The 17,617-nt window shown below is 69.5% G+C and carries 13 protein-coding genes; 12 read left to right on the top strand and 1 reads right to left on the bottom strand.

What is annotated here, in order from left to right; translation table 11 throughout:
* Positions 1-239 precede the first annotated feature (239 nt).
* From ACWD38_RS16390 to ACWD38_RS16405, 4 genes are all read left to right on the top strand, one after another.
* Positions 240-1,226: a Bug family tripartite tricarboxylate transporter substrate binding protein gene (locus ACWD38_RS16390; protein WP_343071491.1), complete on the top strand. Its 987-nt coding sequence runs from the start codon at positions 240-242 to the stop codon at positions 1,224-1,226.
* Positions 1,223-1,738 carry a tripartite tricarboxylate transporter TctB family protein gene (locus tag ACWD38_RS16395; protein WP_184480654.1) on the top strand — a complete coding sequence of 172 codons (516 nt, stop codon included), beginning with the start codon at positions 1,223-1,225 and terminating at the stop codon, positions 1,736-1,738. The genes ACWD38_RS16390 and ACWD38_RS16395 overlap by 4 nt, the downstream gene beginning before the upstream one ends.
* A 25-nt stretch (positions 1,739-1,763) precedes the next feature.
* Positions 1,764-3,272: a tripartite tricarboxylate transporter permease gene (locus ACWD38_RS16400; RefSeq protein WP_184485514.1), complete on the top strand. Its 1,509-nt coding sequence runs from the start codon at positions 1,764-1,766 to the stop codon at positions 3,270-3,272.
* A 110-nt stretch (positions 3,273-3,382) separates the two neighbouring features.
* Positions 3,383-4,126, top strand: a complete 744-nt coding sequence (locus tag ACWD38_RS16405) for a MerR family transcriptional regulator (protein ID WP_184480652.1) — start codon at positions 3,383-3,385, stop codon at positions 4,124-4,126.
* Positions 4,127-4,367: 241 nt separating this feature from the next.
* Here the strand turns inward: ACWD38_RS16405 and ACWD38_RS16410 are convergent, their stop codons facing one another.
* Complete coding sequence (locus tag ACWD38_RS16410; RefSeq protein WP_450124363.1) at positions 4,368-6,749, bottom strand: Tex family protein; 2,382 nt, start codon at positions 6,747-6,749, stop codon at positions 4,368-4,370.
* A gap of 178 nt (positions 6,750-6,927) precedes the next feature.
* Here ACWD38_RS16410 and ACWD38_RS16415 point away from each other — a divergent pair, with 178 nt between their 5' ends.
* The 8 genes from ACWD38_RS16415 (at position 6,928) to ACWD38_RS16450 (ending at position 17,616) form a co-directional block, all read left to right on the top strand.
* Positions 6,928-9,252: an ATP-binding protein gene (locus ACWD38_RS16415; protein WP_450124364.1), complete on the top strand. Its 2,325-nt coding sequence runs from the start codon at positions 6,928-6,930 to the stop codon at positions 9,250-9,252.
* Positions 9,253-9,595: 343 nt separating this feature from the next.
* On the top strand, positions 9,596-10,690 hold the full coding sequence (locus ACWD38_RS16420) for a GH25 family lysozyme (protein WP_221315877.1): 1,095 nt from the start codon (positions 9,596-9,598) through the stop codon (positions 10,688-10,690).
* Between the two features lie 290 nt (positions 10,691-10,980).
* Positions 10,981-11,886 (top strand): lipid kinase, encoded by a 906-nt coding sequence (locus ACWD38_RS16425; protein ID WP_450124365.1) that lies wholly within the window; start codon positions 10,981-10,983, stop codon positions 11,884-11,886.
* 344 nt (positions 11,887-12,230) lie between these two features.
* Positions 12,231-13,037 carry an endonuclease I family protein gene (locus tag ACWD38_RS16430; RefSeq protein ID WP_425503610.1) on the top strand — a complete coding sequence of 269 codons (807 nt, stop codon included), beginning with the start codon at positions 12,231-12,233 and terminating at the stop codon, positions 13,035-13,037.
* A 157-nt stretch (positions 13,038-13,194) separates the two neighbouring features.
* Positions 13,195-14,883 carry a WXG100 family type VII secretion target gene (locus ACWD38_RS16435; protein ID WP_450124366.1) on the top strand — a complete coding sequence of 563 codons (1,689 nt, stop codon included), beginning with the start codon at positions 13,195-13,197 and terminating at the stop codon, positions 14,881-14,883.
* 19 nt (positions 14,884-14,902) lie between these two features.
* Positions 14,903-15,619: a hypothetical protein gene (locus ACWD38_RS16440; RefSeq protein WP_450124367.1), complete on the top strand. Its 717-nt coding sequence runs from the start codon at positions 14,903-14,905 to the stop codon at positions 15,617-15,619.
* Entirely contained in the window at positions 15,612-16,325 is a 714-nt protein-coding gene (locus tag ACWD38_RS16445; RefSeq protein WP_450124368.1) for a hypothetical protein, read from the top strand. Before ACWD38_RS16440 ends, ACWD38_RS16445 begins: the two co-directional genes overlap by 8 nt.
* A gap of 85 nt (positions 16,326-16,410) precedes the next feature.
* Complete coding sequence (locus ACWD38_RS16450) at positions 16,411-17,616, top strand: cobalamin-independent methionine synthase II family protein (RefSeq protein ID WP_184480633.1); 1,206 nt, start codon at positions 16,411-16,413, stop codon at positions 17,614-17,616.
* Position 17,617 lies beyond the last annotated feature (1 nt).

The raw sequence follows: 17,617 nt of genomic DNA on the forward strand, positions 1-17,617 counted from the left end.
GTTCTCAGTGGCTTCCTCGCGAGGACAGCATTTTTCCTCGTGGCGGAGCCACTTGGAAAAATGATCCCGCAGCGAGGAAGCCACTGAGGTTCCGCTACCCGGACACCTACGCAGGACGCCATCGTCCTTCTGACACAAGGAACAAAAGCATCGTTTCGTTCGTAAGGAGGACAACGCGGAGTCCGTTGTGCAGCATGATCCGGGTCACGTTCCCACCACAACGGAGAGGCGGGATCCCCGTGCGCCTACGCAGCGCGCTGTCCGTGGTCGCGTCCCTGCTGCTCGTGCTGCTGGTGCCGCCCTTGGTGAGCACCGGCTCCGGCGGCGAGACCGAACAGCAGATCCGCGGATTGCGGATGCTCGTGCCGAATTCGCCCGGCGGCGGCTACGACATCACCGCCCGCACCGCCGTGAAGGCGATGGAGGACGCGAAGCTCAACGGCAACGTCGAGGTGTTCAACCTGCCCGGGGCGGGCGGCACCGTCGGGCTGGGCCGGGTCGTCAGCGAGCGCGGCAACGGCAAGCTCGCCATGTCCATGGGACTCGGCGTGGTCGGCAGCGTCTACACGAACCACTCGCCGGTGTCCTTGCAGGACACCACGCCCGTCGCGAAGCTCGTCGAAGAGCCCAACGTGGTCGTCGTCGCGAAGGACTCCCCGTACCGGAACTTCGACCAGCTGGTCGCGGACTGGAAGCGCGACCCCGGTCAGACCCCGGTCGGCGGCGGTTCCTCGCCCGGCGGACCGGACCACTTGGCGCCGATGCTCATGGCCAAGGCCATCGGGCTGAGCCCCAAACAGGTCAACTACGTGCCGTTCGACGGCGGCGGTGAACTGCTGGCGTCGGTGCTCGGCGGCAAGGTCGACTTCGGCGTTTCCGGCATCGGCGAGTACCGCGACCAGATCGAGGCGGGCGAGCTGCGGGTCCTCGCGGTCACCGGGCCGGAACGGCTGCCCAATGTGGACGCCCCGACGCTCACCGAGGCCGGTGTGGACGTGCGGTTCACCAACTGGCGCGGCATCGTCGCCCCGCCCGGCATGTCCGAGGCCGACCGGGCCAAGCTCGTCGACCTGTTCACCCGGCTGAACTCCTCCCCGGAGTGGCAGGAGGCGATGGTGCGCAACGGCTGGACCCCGGCGTTCCAGCCCGGCCCCGCGTTCGGTGAATTCCTGCAGCAGGAGAGCGACCGGGTCGTCTCGGTGCTCGGGGAGTTGGGACTGGCATGAACACCAACGGAGTTTCCCGGCGGCAGTGGTTGCGGGAGCATTCCGAACTCGGCATCTGCGTGCTGCTGGCCGCGCTCGGAGTGGTCGTCCTCGTCGACGCGGCCACCATCGCCACCGATTTCACCCAGCGCGGGCCGGTCGGCCCGAAGACGGTGCCGCTGATCGTCGGCGCGCTGCTGCTGGTCGTGTCCGCGCTGCTGGTCCGCGACGTGCTGCGCGGCGGTCGCGGCCAGGCCGAAGCGGGCGAGGACGTCGACCTGGACGCGCCCAGCGACTGGCGCACCGTGCTGCTGCTGACCGGGGCGTTCCTCGCGAACGCCGTGCTGATCAACGTCATCGGCTTCCCGCTGTCCGGGATGATCTTGTTCTGGGGCTCGGCCTACGCGCTGGGCAGCCGCAACCCCGTGCGCGATCCGCTGATCTCCGCGGTCCTGTCCGTCGGCACGTATGTCGTGTTCAACCACTTGCTCGGTGTGCCCCTGCCCGGCGGACCGCTGATGGGGGTGTTGTGACGTGGAATCCTCGTTCGACCTGTTGATGCAGGGGTTCGCCACCGCGCTGACCCCGATGAACCTGGTGTGGGCCGCGTTAGGCGTGCTGCTGGGCACCGCCATCGGCGTGCTGCCCGGCATCGGGCCGGCGATGGCCGTGGCGCTGCTGCTGCCCGTCACCTACGCGCTGGAACCGACCGGGGCGTTCATCATGTTCGCCGGCATCTACTTCGGCGGGATGTTCGGCGGATCGACCACGTCGATCCTGCTCAACACGCCGGGGGAGAGCGCCGCCGTGGTCGCGGCCATGGAGGGCAATCCGATGGCCCGCAAGGGCCGCGGGTCGCAGGCGCTGGCCGCCGCCGCCATCGGGCACTTCATCGGCGCCCTGATCGGCATCACGCTGCTGACGCTGCTGGCGCCGACGGTCGCGTCGGTCGCGGTGAACATCGGTGCGCCCGACTACTTGGCGGTGATGGTGCTCGCGTTCATCGCGGTCACCTCGGTGCTGGGCAGTTCGCGGATTCGCGGGTTCGCCTCGCTGCTGATCGGCCTCACCATCGGGCTGATCGGACTGGACGAGATGACCGGGCAGCAGCGCCTCACCTTCGGGCTGCTGCCGCTGGCCGACGGGATCGACGTCGTCATCGTCGCCGTCGGGCTGTTCGCCATCGGCGAGTCGCTGTGGGTGGCCGCGCACCTGCGCCACACCTCCGGCAAGCCCATCCCGGTGGGGCGGCCGTGGCTGGGCAAGGAAGACCTGCGCCGCTCCTGGAAGCCGTGGCTGCGCGGCCCGGTGATCGGGTTCCCGTTCGGCGCGATCCCCGCCGGTGGCGCGGAAATCCCCACGTTCCTGTCGTACGTCACCGAGAAGCGGTTGTCGCGCCACAAGGACGAGTTCGGCAAGGGCGCCATCGAAGGCGTCGCCGGGCCGGAGGCGACGGCCAGCGCCTCGGCCGCCGGGACGATGGTCTCGATGCTGACCCTCGGGTTGCCGACCACGGCGGTCGCGGCGGTCATGCTCGCCGCGTTCCAGCAGTACGGCATCCAGCCGGGACCGCTGCTGTTCCAGCGGGAATCGGACCTGGTGTGGGCGCTGATCGCGAGCATGTTCATCGGCTCGGTGCTGCTGCTGGTGCTGAACCTGCCGCTGGCGCCGGTGTGGGCGAAGCTGCTGCAGATCCCGCGGCCGTACCTGTACGCGGGCATCCTGTTCTTCGCCAGCATCGGTGCCTACGCGGTCGGCGGGTCCTCTTTGGACCTGCTGGTGCTGTTCATCGTGGGGCTCATCGGTTTCGCCATGCGCCGCTACGGTTTGCCGGTGCTGCCCGCGATCATCGCCGTGATCCTGGGACCCACCGCCGAGCAGCAGATGCGCCGCGCGTTGCAGATCAGTGACGGTCAGGTCATCGGTTTGGTGAACACGCCGTTCTCGCTCACCGTCTACGCCGTGGTGCTGCTGATCTTGGCGTGGCCGTTGCTGGCCAGGTTCCTGCCCCGGCGCAAGGCCGTTGATCAGGAACGCGAGCGGGACGAGGACCGGACGGAGGTCTGATCCGCGCGATCGACCTCCATTCCCGGCGGAGGTCCGCGTCGTACCCCCAGGCGATGCGGACCTCCGTCACCCGTCCCCACGTGATCACCGGACGAACTAGACTCCGGCAGGTGGCCGAATACCGGATCGACGATCTCGCCCGCGCCGCGGGCACCACGGTGCGCAACGTGCGGGTTTACCAAGACCGGGAACTGCTGCCCGCGCCGCGCCGGGAGGGCAGGCTCGCGATCTACTCCGACGCCCACCTGGTGCGCCTCCGCATGATCATCAACATGCTCGAACGCGGCTACGCCTTCGCGCAGATCAAGGAGATGCTCTCGGCCTGGGAAGCCGGACGAAGCCTTGCCGAGGTGCTGGGCCTCGAAGAGGTCATGGGCGAATCCTGGGCGGAGCAGTCGCCGCGGGTGTTCTCGCTGTCCCAGCTGCGCGAGATGTTCCGCGGCCAGCTCAACCAGCGCAACATCCGCCGCGCACTGGAGCTGAACCTGCTGGAGCGGTGGGGCGCGCGGTTCGTCGCCCCCAGCCCGCAGCTGCTCGACGCCGGGAGCGAGCTCGTGCACCTCGGGGTCCCGCTGGAGGACGTGCTCGACCTCGCCGAGCAGTTGCAGAGCGACGTGGACCACGTGTCCGCGACGCTGGTGTCGTTGGTGCGCACCCACGTCCTCGGCGATCCGTCCACGGCGGTCTGGGACGAATCGGAGGTGGCCCGCTACTCCGACGCGGTGCAGCGGCTGCGGCCCCTCGCGATGTCCGCGCTGAACGCGGCGGCGGCCCGCTCGGCGGAACGCGTCATCCCGGAGATCCTCGGCGACAAGCTCATCGGCCTGCTCCAGAAGAACCAGCCCCACACCTGACCCGCCCGCGCCGTCACGGTGTGGACGATTTCCGCAATTGAACCACTCGAACGGGGCGAACCCTGCGATTCAGGTTCCCGGACCCCTGCTGAACAGCGAATACAGTTGTCCACAGGGGGTGTCCGACACGCCGGGTGCGTTCGATTTCTCGGGTGCGATCCGCGTGTGGAATGAGTGACGAGCGACCGCGCGGCACTCCGAGTGCGAGTGCCGCGCGGTCGCGCAGGAATTCCCGGTTCCGTCAGCGGTTGTTGAAACCCGCGCGGCGCAGGGCGTCCGCCATCGCGCCGCCCGCGGGAGCGGAGTCGCGGCCCTTGCGCTGGCCACCGCCCTTCCCGCTGCCGCCCTTGCCGCCGTTGCCGTTGCCACCGCCGGGCCGTCCGCCGCCGTTGCGGCCGCGGTTGCCCTCGCGGCGTTCACCGCCGCCGCGCTCACCGCGTTCCGAACCGGCCTCGTCGTCCAGCCGCAGGGTCAGCGAGATCCGCTTGCGCGGCACGTCCACGTCGAGGACCTTCACCTTCACCACGTCGCCCGACTTCACGACGTCGTGCGGGTCGTTGACGAAGTTCTTCGACATCGCCGAGACGTGCACCAGACCGTCCTGGTGCACCCCGACGTCGACGAACGCGCCGAACGCCGCCACGTTGGTGACCACGCCTTCCAGCCGCATCCCCGGCTTGAGGTCGCCGATCTTCTCGACGCCGTCGGCGAAGGTGGCCGTCTTGAACGTCGGCCGCGGGTCCCGGCCCGGCTTCTCCAGCTCGGCGAGGATGTCGGTGACGGTGGGCAGCCCCACCGAGTCGTCGACGAAATCGGCCGGCTTGATCTCGCGCAGCACGCGGGTGTTGCCGATCAGCGTGCCCAGCTCGGCCCCGGCGGACTCCAGGATCCGGCGCACCACCGGGTAGGACTCCGGGTGCACGCTGGAGGAGTCCAGCGGGTCGTCACCGCCGGGGATGCGCAGGAAGCCCGCGCACTGCTCGAAGGCCTTCGGGCCCAGCCGCGCCACGTCCTTGAGCCCGGCGCGGGAGCGGAACGGACCGTTGCCGTCGCGGTGCGCGATGATGTTCTCCGCGAGGCCCTCCCCGATGCCCGAAACCCTGGTCAGCAGCGGCGCCGACGCGGTGTTGACGTCCACGCCGACCGCGTTCACGCAGTCCTCCACCACCGCGTCCAGCGAACGGGACAGCTTCGTCTCGGTGATGTCGTGCTGGTACTGGCCGACGCCGATCGACTTCGGGTCGATCTTGACCAGTTCCGCCAGCGGGTCCTGCAACCGCCGCGCGATGGACACCGCGCCGCGCAGCGACACGTCCAGGTCCGGCAGCTCGCGGGAGGCGTAGGCGGAGGCCGAGTACACCGACGCGCCCGCCTCCGACACCGAGATCTTCGTCAGCCCCAGGTCCGGGTGCCGCTGGATGAGGTCGGCGGCGAGCCGGTCGGTCTCGCGGGACGCGGTGCCGTTGCCGATCGCGACCAGGTCCACGCCGTGCTCGCGGACCAGTTTCTCCAGCGAGACGATCGCCTGGTCCCAGCGCTGCTGCGGCTGGTGCGGGTAGATCGTGTCGGTGGCCACCACCTTGCCGGTGCCGTCCACCACGGCGACCTTGACGCCGGTGCGGAAGCCCGGGTCCAGGCCCATCGTGGCGCGCATCCCGGCGGGCGCGGCCAGCAGCAGGTCCCGCAGGTTCGCGGCGAACACCCGGGCGGCCTCGTCCTCGGCGGCCTGGCGCAGCCGCAGCCGCAGGTCGATGCCGAGATGGGTCAGCACGCGCGTCCGCCACGCCCAGCGCACCACTTCGCCGAGCCAGCGGTCCGCGGGCCTGCCGAGGTCGGCGATCTCGAAGCGCCGCGCGATCTCGCGCTCGTAGGGGGTCGGGCCGTCCTGCTCGGCGCCGTCGTCCGGTTCCATCGAGAGGTCCAGGACCTCTTCCTTCTCCCCGCGGAACAGCGCCAGGATGCGGTGCGAGGGCAGCGCGGCGAACGGTTCGTCGAACTCGAAGTAGTCCGCGAACTTCGCGCCATCGTCCTGCTTGCCGTCGCGGACGCGGGAGACCACGCGGCCGTTCGACCACATGCGCTCGCGCAGCTCGCCCACCAGGTCGGCGTCCTCGGAGAAGCGCTCGACGAGGATCGACCGGGCGCCTTCCAGCGCGGCGGACGCGTCGGCGATGCCCTTGTCCGCGTCGACGAACTCGGCCGCGCGGGTCTGCGGGTCCTGGCCGGGATCGGTCAGCAGCAGGTCCGCCAGCGGTTCGAGCCCGGCTTCGCGCGCGATCTGCCCCTTGGTGCGCCGCTTGGGCTTGTAGGGGAGGTAGATGTCCTCCAGGCGGGCCTTGGAGTCGGCCGCGTTGATCCGGCTCTCCAGCTCGTCGTCGAGCTTGCCCTGGGAGCGGATCGACTCCAGCACCGTGCTGCGCCGTTCCTCCAGCTCGCGCAGGTAGCGCAGGCGCTCCTCCAGGGTGCGCAGCTGCGCGTCGTCGAGCGCCCCGGTGACCTCCTTGCGGTACCGCGCGACGAACGGCACCGTGGCACCGCCGTCGAGCAGGCCGACGGCAGCGTCGACCTGCCGCTCCCGCACGCCGAGCTCCTCGGCGATCCTCTGATGCACAGCCGTCGTCACGATGTTCCGACACCTCTCCTGATCTCCGCCCAGAACGTGCGTGCATTCTGCCCGACGCCCGGATCAGGCCGGTTCGGTACACGCGTCGGCGTGTCGGCACGGCTGTGAGCTGGTATGGGGTACCGCCGAACGGGTACTGCTGTGACCGGTGCCATACGCTCGGAGCAGGAGGTGGGCGGTGAGCACGGCGAACACCACGCGGGGAACGCGAGAACGGCTGCCTCCCGAGACGACGAGCTTCATCGGCAGGCGCCGCGAACTCGCCGATGCGCGCAGGCAGATGTACTCCGGCCGGTTGCTCACGCTGACCGGGCCGGCCGGGGTCGGCAAGAGCCGGTTGGCGCTGCGGCTGGCGCGCAAGGTCCGGCGCGCCTTCGCCGACGGAGTCGTCCTGGTCAGCCTCGCCGACGTGCAGGACGCGGCGCTGCTGCCGCAGACGGTGAACGCGGCGCTCGGCGGCCGCCCCGGGCCGGGGAACCCGGCCGAGGACCTGGTCAGCCGGATCCGGGACGAGCGGATGCTGATCATCCTCGACGACTGCGACCACGTGCTCCACGCCGTCGCCGGGCTGGCCCGCAGGCTGCTCACCGAGCAGGTCGAAGTCCGCATCGTGGCCACCAGCAGGCAGGTGCTGGGCGTCGCGGGCGAACTGGTGCTGCCGGTCGCGCCGCTGTCGCTGCCCGCGGAGGCCGTCACCGCCGAGCACGGCTACGGGGACGTGTTCGCCGACGCCGTCAGCCTGTTCACCGACCGCGCGGCCTCGGTGGTGCCCGGTTTCGTCCTCGACGAGACCAACCGGGAGGCGATCGGCCGGATCTGCCGCAGGCTCGACGGGATGCCGCTGGCCATCGAGCTCGCCGCCGCGCAGCTGCGGGACAGCTCCCTCGACGACGTGCTGCACCGGCTCGACGACCGGTTCGCGCTGCTCACCAAGGGGCACCGCTCCTCCCGCGACGAGGCGCTGGAGGAGTCGATCGGCTGGAGCTTCGGGCTGTGCGCCGCCAGGGAGCGGCTGCTGTGGACGCGGCTGTCCTGCTTCGTCGGCGAATGGGACCTGGACGCGGTGCGCGCCGTGTGCGCCGACGACGCGCTCGCCGTCGACGAGATCGCCGAGTCGCTCGACGTGCTGGTCTCCAAGTCGATCGTGGTGCGGGAGTTCGACGCGAGCGGCGGCACCGACTACTTCCGCATGTTCGACAGCATCCGCGAGTACGGCCTGGCCCGGCTCTACGCCGCCCACCAGGAAGGCGTGGTGCGCGAGCGGCACGCCGCCTACTTCCACTCCCTCGCCGAGCGCTACCGGCGCGAGGTGTTCGGGCCCGAGCAGCTGGAATGGGTCCACCACATGATCCACCTGCACGCCAACCTCCGGTACGTCCTGGAACGGGACCTGGAGGTGCCGGGCGGGGCGGTGACGGCGGCGGCGACCGCGTCGAAGCTGTGGTCGTTCTGGTTCTCCGGCAACGCGTTGCGGGAGGGCTACCAGTGGCTGCTGAGCTCGCTGGAGCAGCTCCCCGAACCGGTCGCGGAGCGGGCCGACGGGCTGGGGGTGGCGGCGTTCCTCGCGCTGCACCTGGAGGAGGTGGAGGCCGCGGACCCCATGCTGCGCGAGGCGCGGGAGATCGCCGACCGCTACGGCGATACCGCGTTGAGCGCCCGGGTGGACGGCACCCGGGGCATGGAGGCGATGCTCGCCGGCCGGTTGGACGAGGCCGCCGAGGTGCTGGAGCGGGCCGCGACCGGGCACAAGGCGACCGGCGATCCGTTCGGCTACGTGAGCGCGACGATCCTGCTCGCTTGCCTGGGCTTCTACCGGGGGGACAACGGCGGGACCGAGGCGGCGGCGGACTCCTTGCGGCTGTGCGAGACCTACGGCGCGACGTGGACCAAGTGCTACGCGCTGTGGGTCGTGTCGCTGCACCGGTGGCGCGGCGGGGACCACCGCGAGGCCACCTTGCTGATCCAGCAGGCGATCCGGTTGCAGCGGCTGGCGCGGGACATGGCGGGGCTCGGCGTCTACCTGGAGGTGCTGTCGTGGTGCGCGACGACGACGGACCAGCCGCAGCGCGCGGCGCGGCTGATGGGGGCGTCGAACGCGCTGCGCAAGGCCAACGGCGGCGAGATGGGCGATTCGGTGTACTTCGACGACTACGACGCGGTGGCGATGAGGTGGGCGCAGCAGGTGCTCGGGGAGGCCCGGTTCCGGTCCGCCTACGACGAGGGCGCGGGCTGGGAGCTGTCCGAGATGGTCTCCTACGCGCTCGAAGAACGGTCCGCGAGCCCGGCGACCGGTCCGGAGATCACCTCCGGGGACGGTGGGCTCACCTCGCGCGAGATGGAGGCGGCGCTGCTGCTGTCGGCGGGGTCGAGCGGCGCGGAGATCGCGCGGCGGCTGCACATCGCGCCGCAGTCGGCGGAGGTGGAAGCCGATCAGGTGCTGGAGCGGCTCGGCTTCCGCGCTCGGGAGGAGATCGTCGGATGGGTGCGGCGGCGTCTTTCGTAGCCGGGGGCGTGGGTTAGGCTGACCGCGTTCCGGGCTGTTTCGAGACGGTGCGGTTCCGCCGATGTTTCGTGAGCCAGCTCTCCGGTTCGGCCGGAACATTCACAGCCCGTGACGATTCGGCCGGGCGACGGTGGCCTGGGTCGACGTAACCAGGTACCTCCGTACGTAGAAACCGCGATGCACGTACACGCTCCGTTCCGGAGTGTGGGGCCTCGTGACACCCCCCGATCGAAACCAGAACCCCGAACGAGGCAACGAGCCTCAGACCCCGACCCCCGAGAACCAGAACCCCGACACCTCGCGGACCGCTTCGGCGAACAGCAACGCCTGGCGGGACACGGCCTTGGGAGCCGACCACGCGGTGCGTTCCGGAGTGGACCGGGTGCGGCCCTACGCCCACCAGGTCTGGCAGCGGATCCTCCCGCTGCTGCGCCGGTTGTGGCTCGCCGTGCTGCCGCTGCTGCAGCGGGTGCGGAACTCCACCGCCGGTCAGTGGATCGAGCAGCGCGTCGGCCCGGCGGCGAGCGGCGCCGCCACCAAGTTCCAGGCCGCGACCGAATCGAACCGCGGCGGGCACCGCAGCCCGCAGCACCCCCGGCTGCGCGCGATGCAGGCCGGCGCCGGACTCGCCGTGCTCGGCGTGCTGGGCGTCGCCGTGCTCAGCGTCAGCACCGGTTCCGACAACGACGTCCGCGCCGCCGCGCAGGTCGACGACATCCCCGCCGCGGAGCAGGACTCCGGCAAGGACGAGGGCGGCCTGTTCGGTTCCGACGAGGCGCCGAAGGACACCGGCCCCGTGCCGGGCCCGCCCGCCAAGGGCATCGACGTTTCCAACCACAACGGCTCCGTCGACTGGAAGAAGGTCGCGGAGTCCGGTCAGAACTTCGCGTTCGTGCTGGCCACGGACGGCACCGACTTCACCAGCCCGAAGTACGCCGAGCAGTACCACGGCGCGAAGGACGCGGGCCTGATGGCGGCGCCGTACCACTTCGCCCGCCCGGACGAGTCCGCTGAGGCGCAGGCCGACAAGCTGCTGTCCGTCGCCGACTACAAGAAGGACGGCAAGAGCCTGGCCCCGGTGCTGGACCTCGAGGTCGACCCCTCCGGCGGTGGCTGCTACGGCCTGTCCGTGCCGGAGATGCACAAGTGGACCGACACGTTCAACAAGAAGATCAAGGACGCGACCGGGGCCGACCCGATCATCTACGCGAACCCTTCGTTCTGGAACGAGTGCATGGGCGGCAGTGACGCCTACGCGGACCACCCGCTGTGGCTGGCCGCCTACGAGGTGGACGAGCCGACCGTGCCCAAGGGCTTCAAGGACTGGAACTTCTGGCAGTACACCGAAGAGGGCTCCGTGCCCGGCGTCAGCGGTGACGTGGACCAGAACCACTTCCAGGGCAGCGTCGGCGACCTGGCGAAGCTGGGTCAGGACTGATCCCGCGGGGCGGGTCGCTTCCCCGAGCTTCTCGCCCCTTCCCGGGAACGCAGCCGCCCCGAGGCTGCGAACCGGCCCCGACGAAGTGAACAGCGCACGGGACGCCCGACTCCCGTGCTCCGCCGGACCCCGCCTGCCCCCGCAGGCGGGGTCCGAGCACGTCCGGCCCGGGCCAGCGAGTGGTACCGGGACCGCGTGAGCGTGCTCACCAGCACGAACGATCGACGCACCGCTGCCTGCGGGTAGCCTTCGTCGTGATTGAAGGAGGCGTCATCCGCTACGACGGCCACGTGACCAAGGCAGCCCTGATCGTCAACGCGAATTCCCGATCGGGTGCTCGCGCGTGCTCGCACGCGGAAGACCTGCTGCGAGCGCTGGACGTGCCGCTGCACGCCGTGCACCCGCTGCGGGACCCGTCCCGGCTGCTGGAGGTCGTGGAGGGCGCCGTGGACGCGGGGCACGACCTGATCGTGCTCGGCGGCGGCGACGGGACCGTCAGCTCCGTCGTCGACGTCCTGGCGCACCGCGGGGTGCCGATGGGCCTGCTGCCGCTGGGCACCGCGAACGACTTCGCCCGCACCATGCACATCCCGGCGGACCTCGACGGTGCCTGCCGGACCATCGCCCGCGGCCACGTCGTGGACGTGGACTTAGGGCTGTGCGGTCGCAATTACTACGTGAACCGCGCCTCGGCCGGTTTGGGCGCCGCCGTCGCCGAGCACATGTCGCCGAGGTTGAAGCGGCGCATCGGTCCGCTGGCCTATCCGGTGGCGACGGCGCGGGCGTTGCGCAAGCACCGCCCGTTCACCGCGACCCTGGAATTCCCGGATGGTGATCACGAGCCGTTGACGTTCACCGACCTGCTGCAGATCTCGGTGGCCAACGGTCGTTATTTCGGCGGCGGCCAGCTCGCCGCGCAGGACGCGGGCATCGACGACGCGATGCTCGACGTGTCGGTGCTGCGCAACGGGAGCCCGCTGCGGCTGCTGTCGATGGCCCGCGAGCTGCGCACCGGCAGCACCACGGACAGTTCGCTGGTCACGCACCTGCGCACGGGGAAGGTCGAGGTCCGCACCGACGCCGAGCTGCCGATCAACATCGACGGCGAGCTGGTGGCGAACACGCCGCAGCTGTTCTCGGTCGCCAGCAACGCCCTGCACGTCATCGCCCCGCCGACGTGGACCGACGGCGGCTGATCCGAGGCTCGTCCGCCATCGCCGGGAGAACGGTTCTCCCGGCGATTCGCTCCATTCCCATTTGCCGATCCGGGCCCTCGGGTCATCTCCGCGATAACGGTTACGGCATTTCGGATGGTGAATCGCGCTGGAATTCCCCGGTTTTCCCGTTCTCGCTGGTGCCGGGCGTGATTTCGCTTCATCGTTAGTCCATCGCGCGGACATGTGATTGCTCTGAACGATTCACTCGTCAGTGGCTTTTCGCGTGCCAGACTTTTGCCTTGACCGTGCTTTGTGACGCGGCGTCACCGCGAATCGCCAATGCGTAGGTGGCGTCAGCCTTTCGGGAGAGGATCATGCCCGTGCTGAAGACCCGTTGGAAACGACTGGCCGTGGTGGGCGCCTTGCCGCTGGCTCTGGCGGTGCCGATGCCCGCTTCCGCCGCTCCCGCCGACCTGGGTGTGGCCGATCGCGTGACGGCCTACGACGACACGTACTACGAGCCGGCGCTCGGCAAGACCGGTGAGGAGCTGAAGGTCGCCCTCAACGACATCATCAGCACCAACGACCAGCTCACCTACGACGACGTGTGGGAGGCGCTGAAGGTCACCGACCAGGACCCGGCGAACCCGGACAACGTCATCCTGCTCTACAGCGGCCGTTCGCAGGGCAAGGACACCAACGGCGGCGGCGCCGACCAGTGGAACCGCGAGCACACCTGGGCCAAGTCGCACGGCGACTTCGGCACCGCGGTCGGACCCGGCACCGACGTCCACCACCTGCGCCCCACCGACGTGTCGGTGAACTCGGAGCGCGGCAACAAGGACTTCGACATGGGCGGCAGCCCCGTCGACGAGGCCGAGGGCAACTTCACCGACGAGGACTCGTTCGAGCCCCGCGACGAGGTCAAGGGCGACGTCGCCCGCATGATCATGTACATGGCGGTGCGCTACGAGGGCGAGGACGGCGCCCCCGACCTGGAGCTCAACGACAACGTCGACAACGGCAGCGCCCCGCTGATGGGCCGCCAGTCGGTGCTGCTGGAGTGGAACGCCCAGGACCCGCCGGACGAGTTCGAGCAGAACCGCAACCAGGTCATCTACGACCAGTTCCAGCACAACCGCAACCCCTTCGTCGACCACCCCGAGTGGGCCGCCGAGATCTGGAACTGAACGAGCGAGCACCGGAGGCGGCCCGCGCGTCGGGTCGCCTCCGCTGCTGTCTCCGGCCGCGAAATTCACGGGAACGAACCAGCGCTTGAGACCGTCGCAGTACTATCGCGGCACTGATCGGCGGTGACGCAATCGGTTCGATCCTGGGGGGACGAGCGTGGCACTGAATGTCGCACCGGAGGCCTTGACCGCGCACAGCCAGGGCTCCGAGGGGGTGTCGCAGCACCTGGACCAGCTGTCCTCGGTGCTGGAGCAGGCGCGGGTCAGCGACGACTGCTTCGGCCCGATCGGTGAGCTGCTGGCGTTCGCCTACTTCGACTCCCTGGAGGAGTGCCGCGACCTGGCCAAGCAGGCCGGCGGCTTCATGAGCCACATCTCCTCGGCGGTCCAGGACTGCGCCAAGGACTACCAGGAGATGGACCAGACGCAGGCCGACGACCTCGGCAAGATCGACCTCAGCGGGATGCGCGTGTCCGGTGGCGGACCCGCCTCGCTCGGCGCGGTCAACGGCGCGGGCGGTCCGGGCAAGAGCTACATGGAGCAGACGACCGAATACGGCTCGTCCGCCGCCTCGACCAGCGGTGACCTGGCGCGAGCGGACAACCCGCCGGACGTCGCGATCGCCACCGTCAACGCCCGCATGGAACAGCTGCAGATGGTCACCAGCCCTGGGCAGTCCTTCATGGACAACGGGCTCGGATTCCTGGTGTCGCTGGTGATCAGCCCGCTGGTGGAGTTCGTCCTCGAACCCGCCATCGGCGACCCGGAGCAGATGCGCAGCACCGGCAAGGGCTGGGAGCAGGTCGCCGAGTGGCTGGACAAGCTCGGCGAGCAGGAGAAGCAGCGCGCCGAAGCCACCAAGCCGCACTGGGAGGGCCAGGCGGGCGACGCCTTCCGCAAGCAGCTCGACGAGTTCTCCGGCGGCGCGAGCGCGTTCGCCTCGGAGGTCCGCGGCCTCACCCAGATCCTGAACATGGCGGCCGACCTCTTCGACATGTTCGTGGAGATGGCGATCGACATCATCCAGGAACTCGTGATCGGCCTCATCATCGAGTGGATCGCAGCCCTGGCCGCCTCCTGGATCACCGCCGGAGCCTCGGTCGGCGCCGCCTCCGGCCTGACCGCTTCGCAGGTCGCCATCACCGGCACCCGCCTCGGCACGAAGGTCGCCGAACTCCTCCACAAGCTCAAGCCGCTGGTCACGAAGCTGGAAGAGCTCCTCAAACAACTCCGCAGCGGCCCCCTGCGCAAGGTCGTCGAGAAGATGAACGACCTGCGTGGCGGGAACATGGCCCAGCAGTGGGTCGCCCGCCAGATCGACGGAAACCCCCTTGCGAAGATGGTCACGCGCGGCGATACCGATGGCGTCCGCAATGCGCAGCGCGGAGTCCGGGAAGCGGAAGAGGCGCTCGCGCAAGGTCGGCCTGGAGCGCAGGCGGATCTCAACAGGGCGACCCGCGACCTGGAGCGCGCCAACGCACAGGACATGGCTTCGACGACCGGCAATCGTTATGCCAACCAGGCGAGGACCGATCACAACGGTGACGTCATCTACCGGCAGGATTCAAACGGGAATCCTGTTCGATCGTGGGGCGGTGATCTTCAGCCGGAGATGGAGCGGGCGACGGGCGAGCAGGCATTGGCCACCAATGCAGTGCAAGCCGGGCTCGGTGCAGCCGGACTGAGCGGTGAGCACCGCTGGCAAGATGCCGTCGTGCACGAGGGAAGTGCGGCGGTGGCGCAAGAGGGCATCGAGCAGGGTGTGAAGTACGGCTACGACAAGGCTCAGGACCCGTCGAGCTCCGAGGATCGGCAGGCGGCCACGGACAGTGGATTCAGCGTCTGAGAAGGGGAACCGTATGTCGGTGTCCAGGGCGCTCTCGGCGCCGTTGGTGGCTCGCGAATGGTGGTGTGCTCGCGATGAGCCGCTGCTGTGGGCCCTCTGGCAAGAGGACATGGCTTACAAGGTCAAGGGGTTGGACGCGAGCGGCGCCCCTACCGAGAGCATGGGCAAGCGTTTCGCGAGGGGCGGCGGAAAGGCCGCTGCCGCTGTAGGGAACTTCGCGGGGGACGCGTTGCTGACGATGGCGTTCGGCAGCGGCGACAGCGGCGACCGTGGTGGCGCAGGGGGTAACAGCGGTCGTCGGACTGATCTGACCGTGTTCGGCGGCGATCCGGATTGTGCCGCGGTGCGAGCGGTCCGCAGTACCGTTCCCGCAGAGGGGTCGCCGTATCGCATGCTGTGGGTTTTGACGCCTCGACGGCTGGGTGTAGCGGTGGAATTGCTTGCGCGGCCGGGCTCGGCCGGTCAGCCCGGTGCTGGGAAAGAAGCGGAGAAGTTCGGGAAGAACATCTCCGGCGAGCCGATTCGGCCTGAGCGCGTGTTGCCGTGGTTGGACTTCAGCGCCGCAGACATCGCGGATTGCCGCCCGATCGGATCGAAACATCCCATGACGTGCGCGATCACACTGCGCGATGGATCCGGCTTCGGGTTGAACGCCCGTCGGCCGCAAGGCGTCCCGGTCATGGTCGACGCCCTGCAAGCGTTCATGCGCGGACAGCAATGGAGCGGACGTGGCTGATCTCAACGAACTGGATCGGGAGATCCTGGAGCGCAAGTGGTCGGCGAAGCTGGCCGAGAAGTGGCTGGTCGACGGCGAGCAGCTGTTGTGGCTCGTGCTTCCGGAGCAAGGCTATGTCGGTTCTACGGTGTCGGGGCGAACCCTCGTCCCGCACTCCCCGGTCCTCGAAGTGATCACATCCACTGTGGACACCTCGGATTGGCCCTTGCCGAGCGAGCTCGTCACGTCCGGCCGGTATTTGAACGACGAGTGGGCCGACGATCCTTCCATCATGTGGTGGGTGTTCGCCGATTCCGCTGAACGTGACGCGGTCCGATTCGGCGATCGCCTCGCGACGGTTCCCGGCGAAGCGTTCCTCGCGTTGAGCTCGAATCGGCTGGCCGTGATCGTCGAACAGGGCAAAGTCAGCGCGCGACAGGCAGAGCAGCGTGATGAGTCGAGCACCGGATGGTTCGGGAAGGTCCGTTCGGTGGCCGCACAGGTTCAGCAGGCCGCGGAGGGTGTTGCCGCGCTCAAGGATGCCAAGCAGCCGCACTCGTACGTGGAAGTGCCGATCGCACGCGTCGCCGCCGTGAACTTCGCGCCGCTCGGCCGCAACATTCCGCGGGAGCCGTTCTTGCGGATCGACTTCGCCGATGGATCGATCTTGTTCGCCCGCCATTACCTAGCGGAAGCCCACGCGCCGAAGTTCCCAAGCTCCCGCTGACCCCGCACCGGGGATGTTGCCAAGCGTGCCCCGGCACGGCGAGCATGGCGTCGCGAGTGTGCATCTCACGACGGAGGACGGCGTCATGCGTTCCAGCAGCGAAGGCATTCTGACCACTCAAGCGGGCAGCTTGCCGCGGCCCGAGGCGCTCATCGAGTGGAACGCGGCGGACGGTGGGGATGCCGCGGCCTACCGGGAGGAACTGGACGCGGAGCTGGCCGCGCTCGTGGTCCGGCAGCGCGACCTCGGCATCGGGTTCGTCGGTGACGGGGAGTTCGGCAAGGCGACCAGCCAGAAGGTGGATTACGGCGCCTGGTGGTCGTACTCGTTCCAGCGGCTCGGCGGCCTGGAGCTCGGCAGGACCGCGCTGGCGGACGTGACGGGGCAGCGCGCGAAGCCGACGGGCGAGGTGGAGCTGACGACGTTCGGCAACCGCCGAGACCGGACGCGGTTCGCCGACGCCTACGCCGATCCGACGTCGGGCGCGGCGGTGAGCAGCAGCGCGAAGGTGTTCCCGACGTGCACCGGGCCGTTGACCTACACCGGTCAGGAGGCGATCGCCTCGGACATCCGCGGGTTCAAGCGGGCGTTGGCGGCGGCCGGGCTGGAGGAGGGGTTCATGACCTCCATCGGGCCGGGCAGCTGTTCGCGCATCGGCAACGAGCACTACGCCGACGAGGAGGAATTCCTCTACGCCTGCGCGGATGCGATGCGCGAGGAGTACGAGGCGATCATCGACGCGGGGCTGATCCTGCAGATCGACGACCCGGCGATCGCGGAGAACTGGGATCAGATCAACCCGGAGCCGACGGTGGAGGCCTATCGGGACTTCACGATGCGGCGGGTGGAGGCGCTCAACCACGCGCTGCGCGGGCTGCCGCCGGAGCGGATCCGGTTCCACCTGTGCTGGGGGAGTTGGCACGGCCCGCACACCACGGACCTGCCGATGCGCGACCTGGTGGACGTGCTGCTGTCCATCAACGCGCAGGCCTACGCGTTCGAAGCGGGCAACGTGCGCCACGAGCACGAGTGGAAGGTGTGGCGGGACGTCGCGCTGCCCGAGGGCAAGCTGCTGCTGCCGGGTGTCGTCAGCCACGCCACGAACGTCGTGGAGCACCCCGAGCTCGTCGCCGACCGCATCGTCCGGTTCGCGGAGTGCGTCGGCCGGGAGAACGTGGTCGCCTCCACGGACTGCGGCCTCGGCGGGCGGGTGCACCCGCAGATCGCCTGGGCGAAGCTGGAATCCCTGGTGGCGGGGGCGGAATTGGCGACCGCGAGGCTGTGGGCCTGAT

The organism is Saccharopolyspora sp. NPDC002578, assembly GCF_053592695.1.

Excerpts from the sequence above, each read along its gene's own strand:
- ACWD38_RS16395 (WP_184480654.1), top strand. The coding sequence starts at position 1,223 with ATGAACACCAACGGAGTTTCCCGGCGGCAGTGGTTGCGGGAGCATTCC.
- ACWD38_RS16400 (WP_184485514.1), top strand. The coding sequence starts at position 1,764 with ATGCAGGGGTTCGCCACCGCGCTGACCCCGATGAACCTGGTGTGGGCC.
- ACWD38_RS16450 (WP_184480633.1), top strand. The coding sequence starts at position 16,411 with ATGCGTTCCAGCAGCGAAGGCATTCTGACCACTCAAGCGGGCAGCTTG.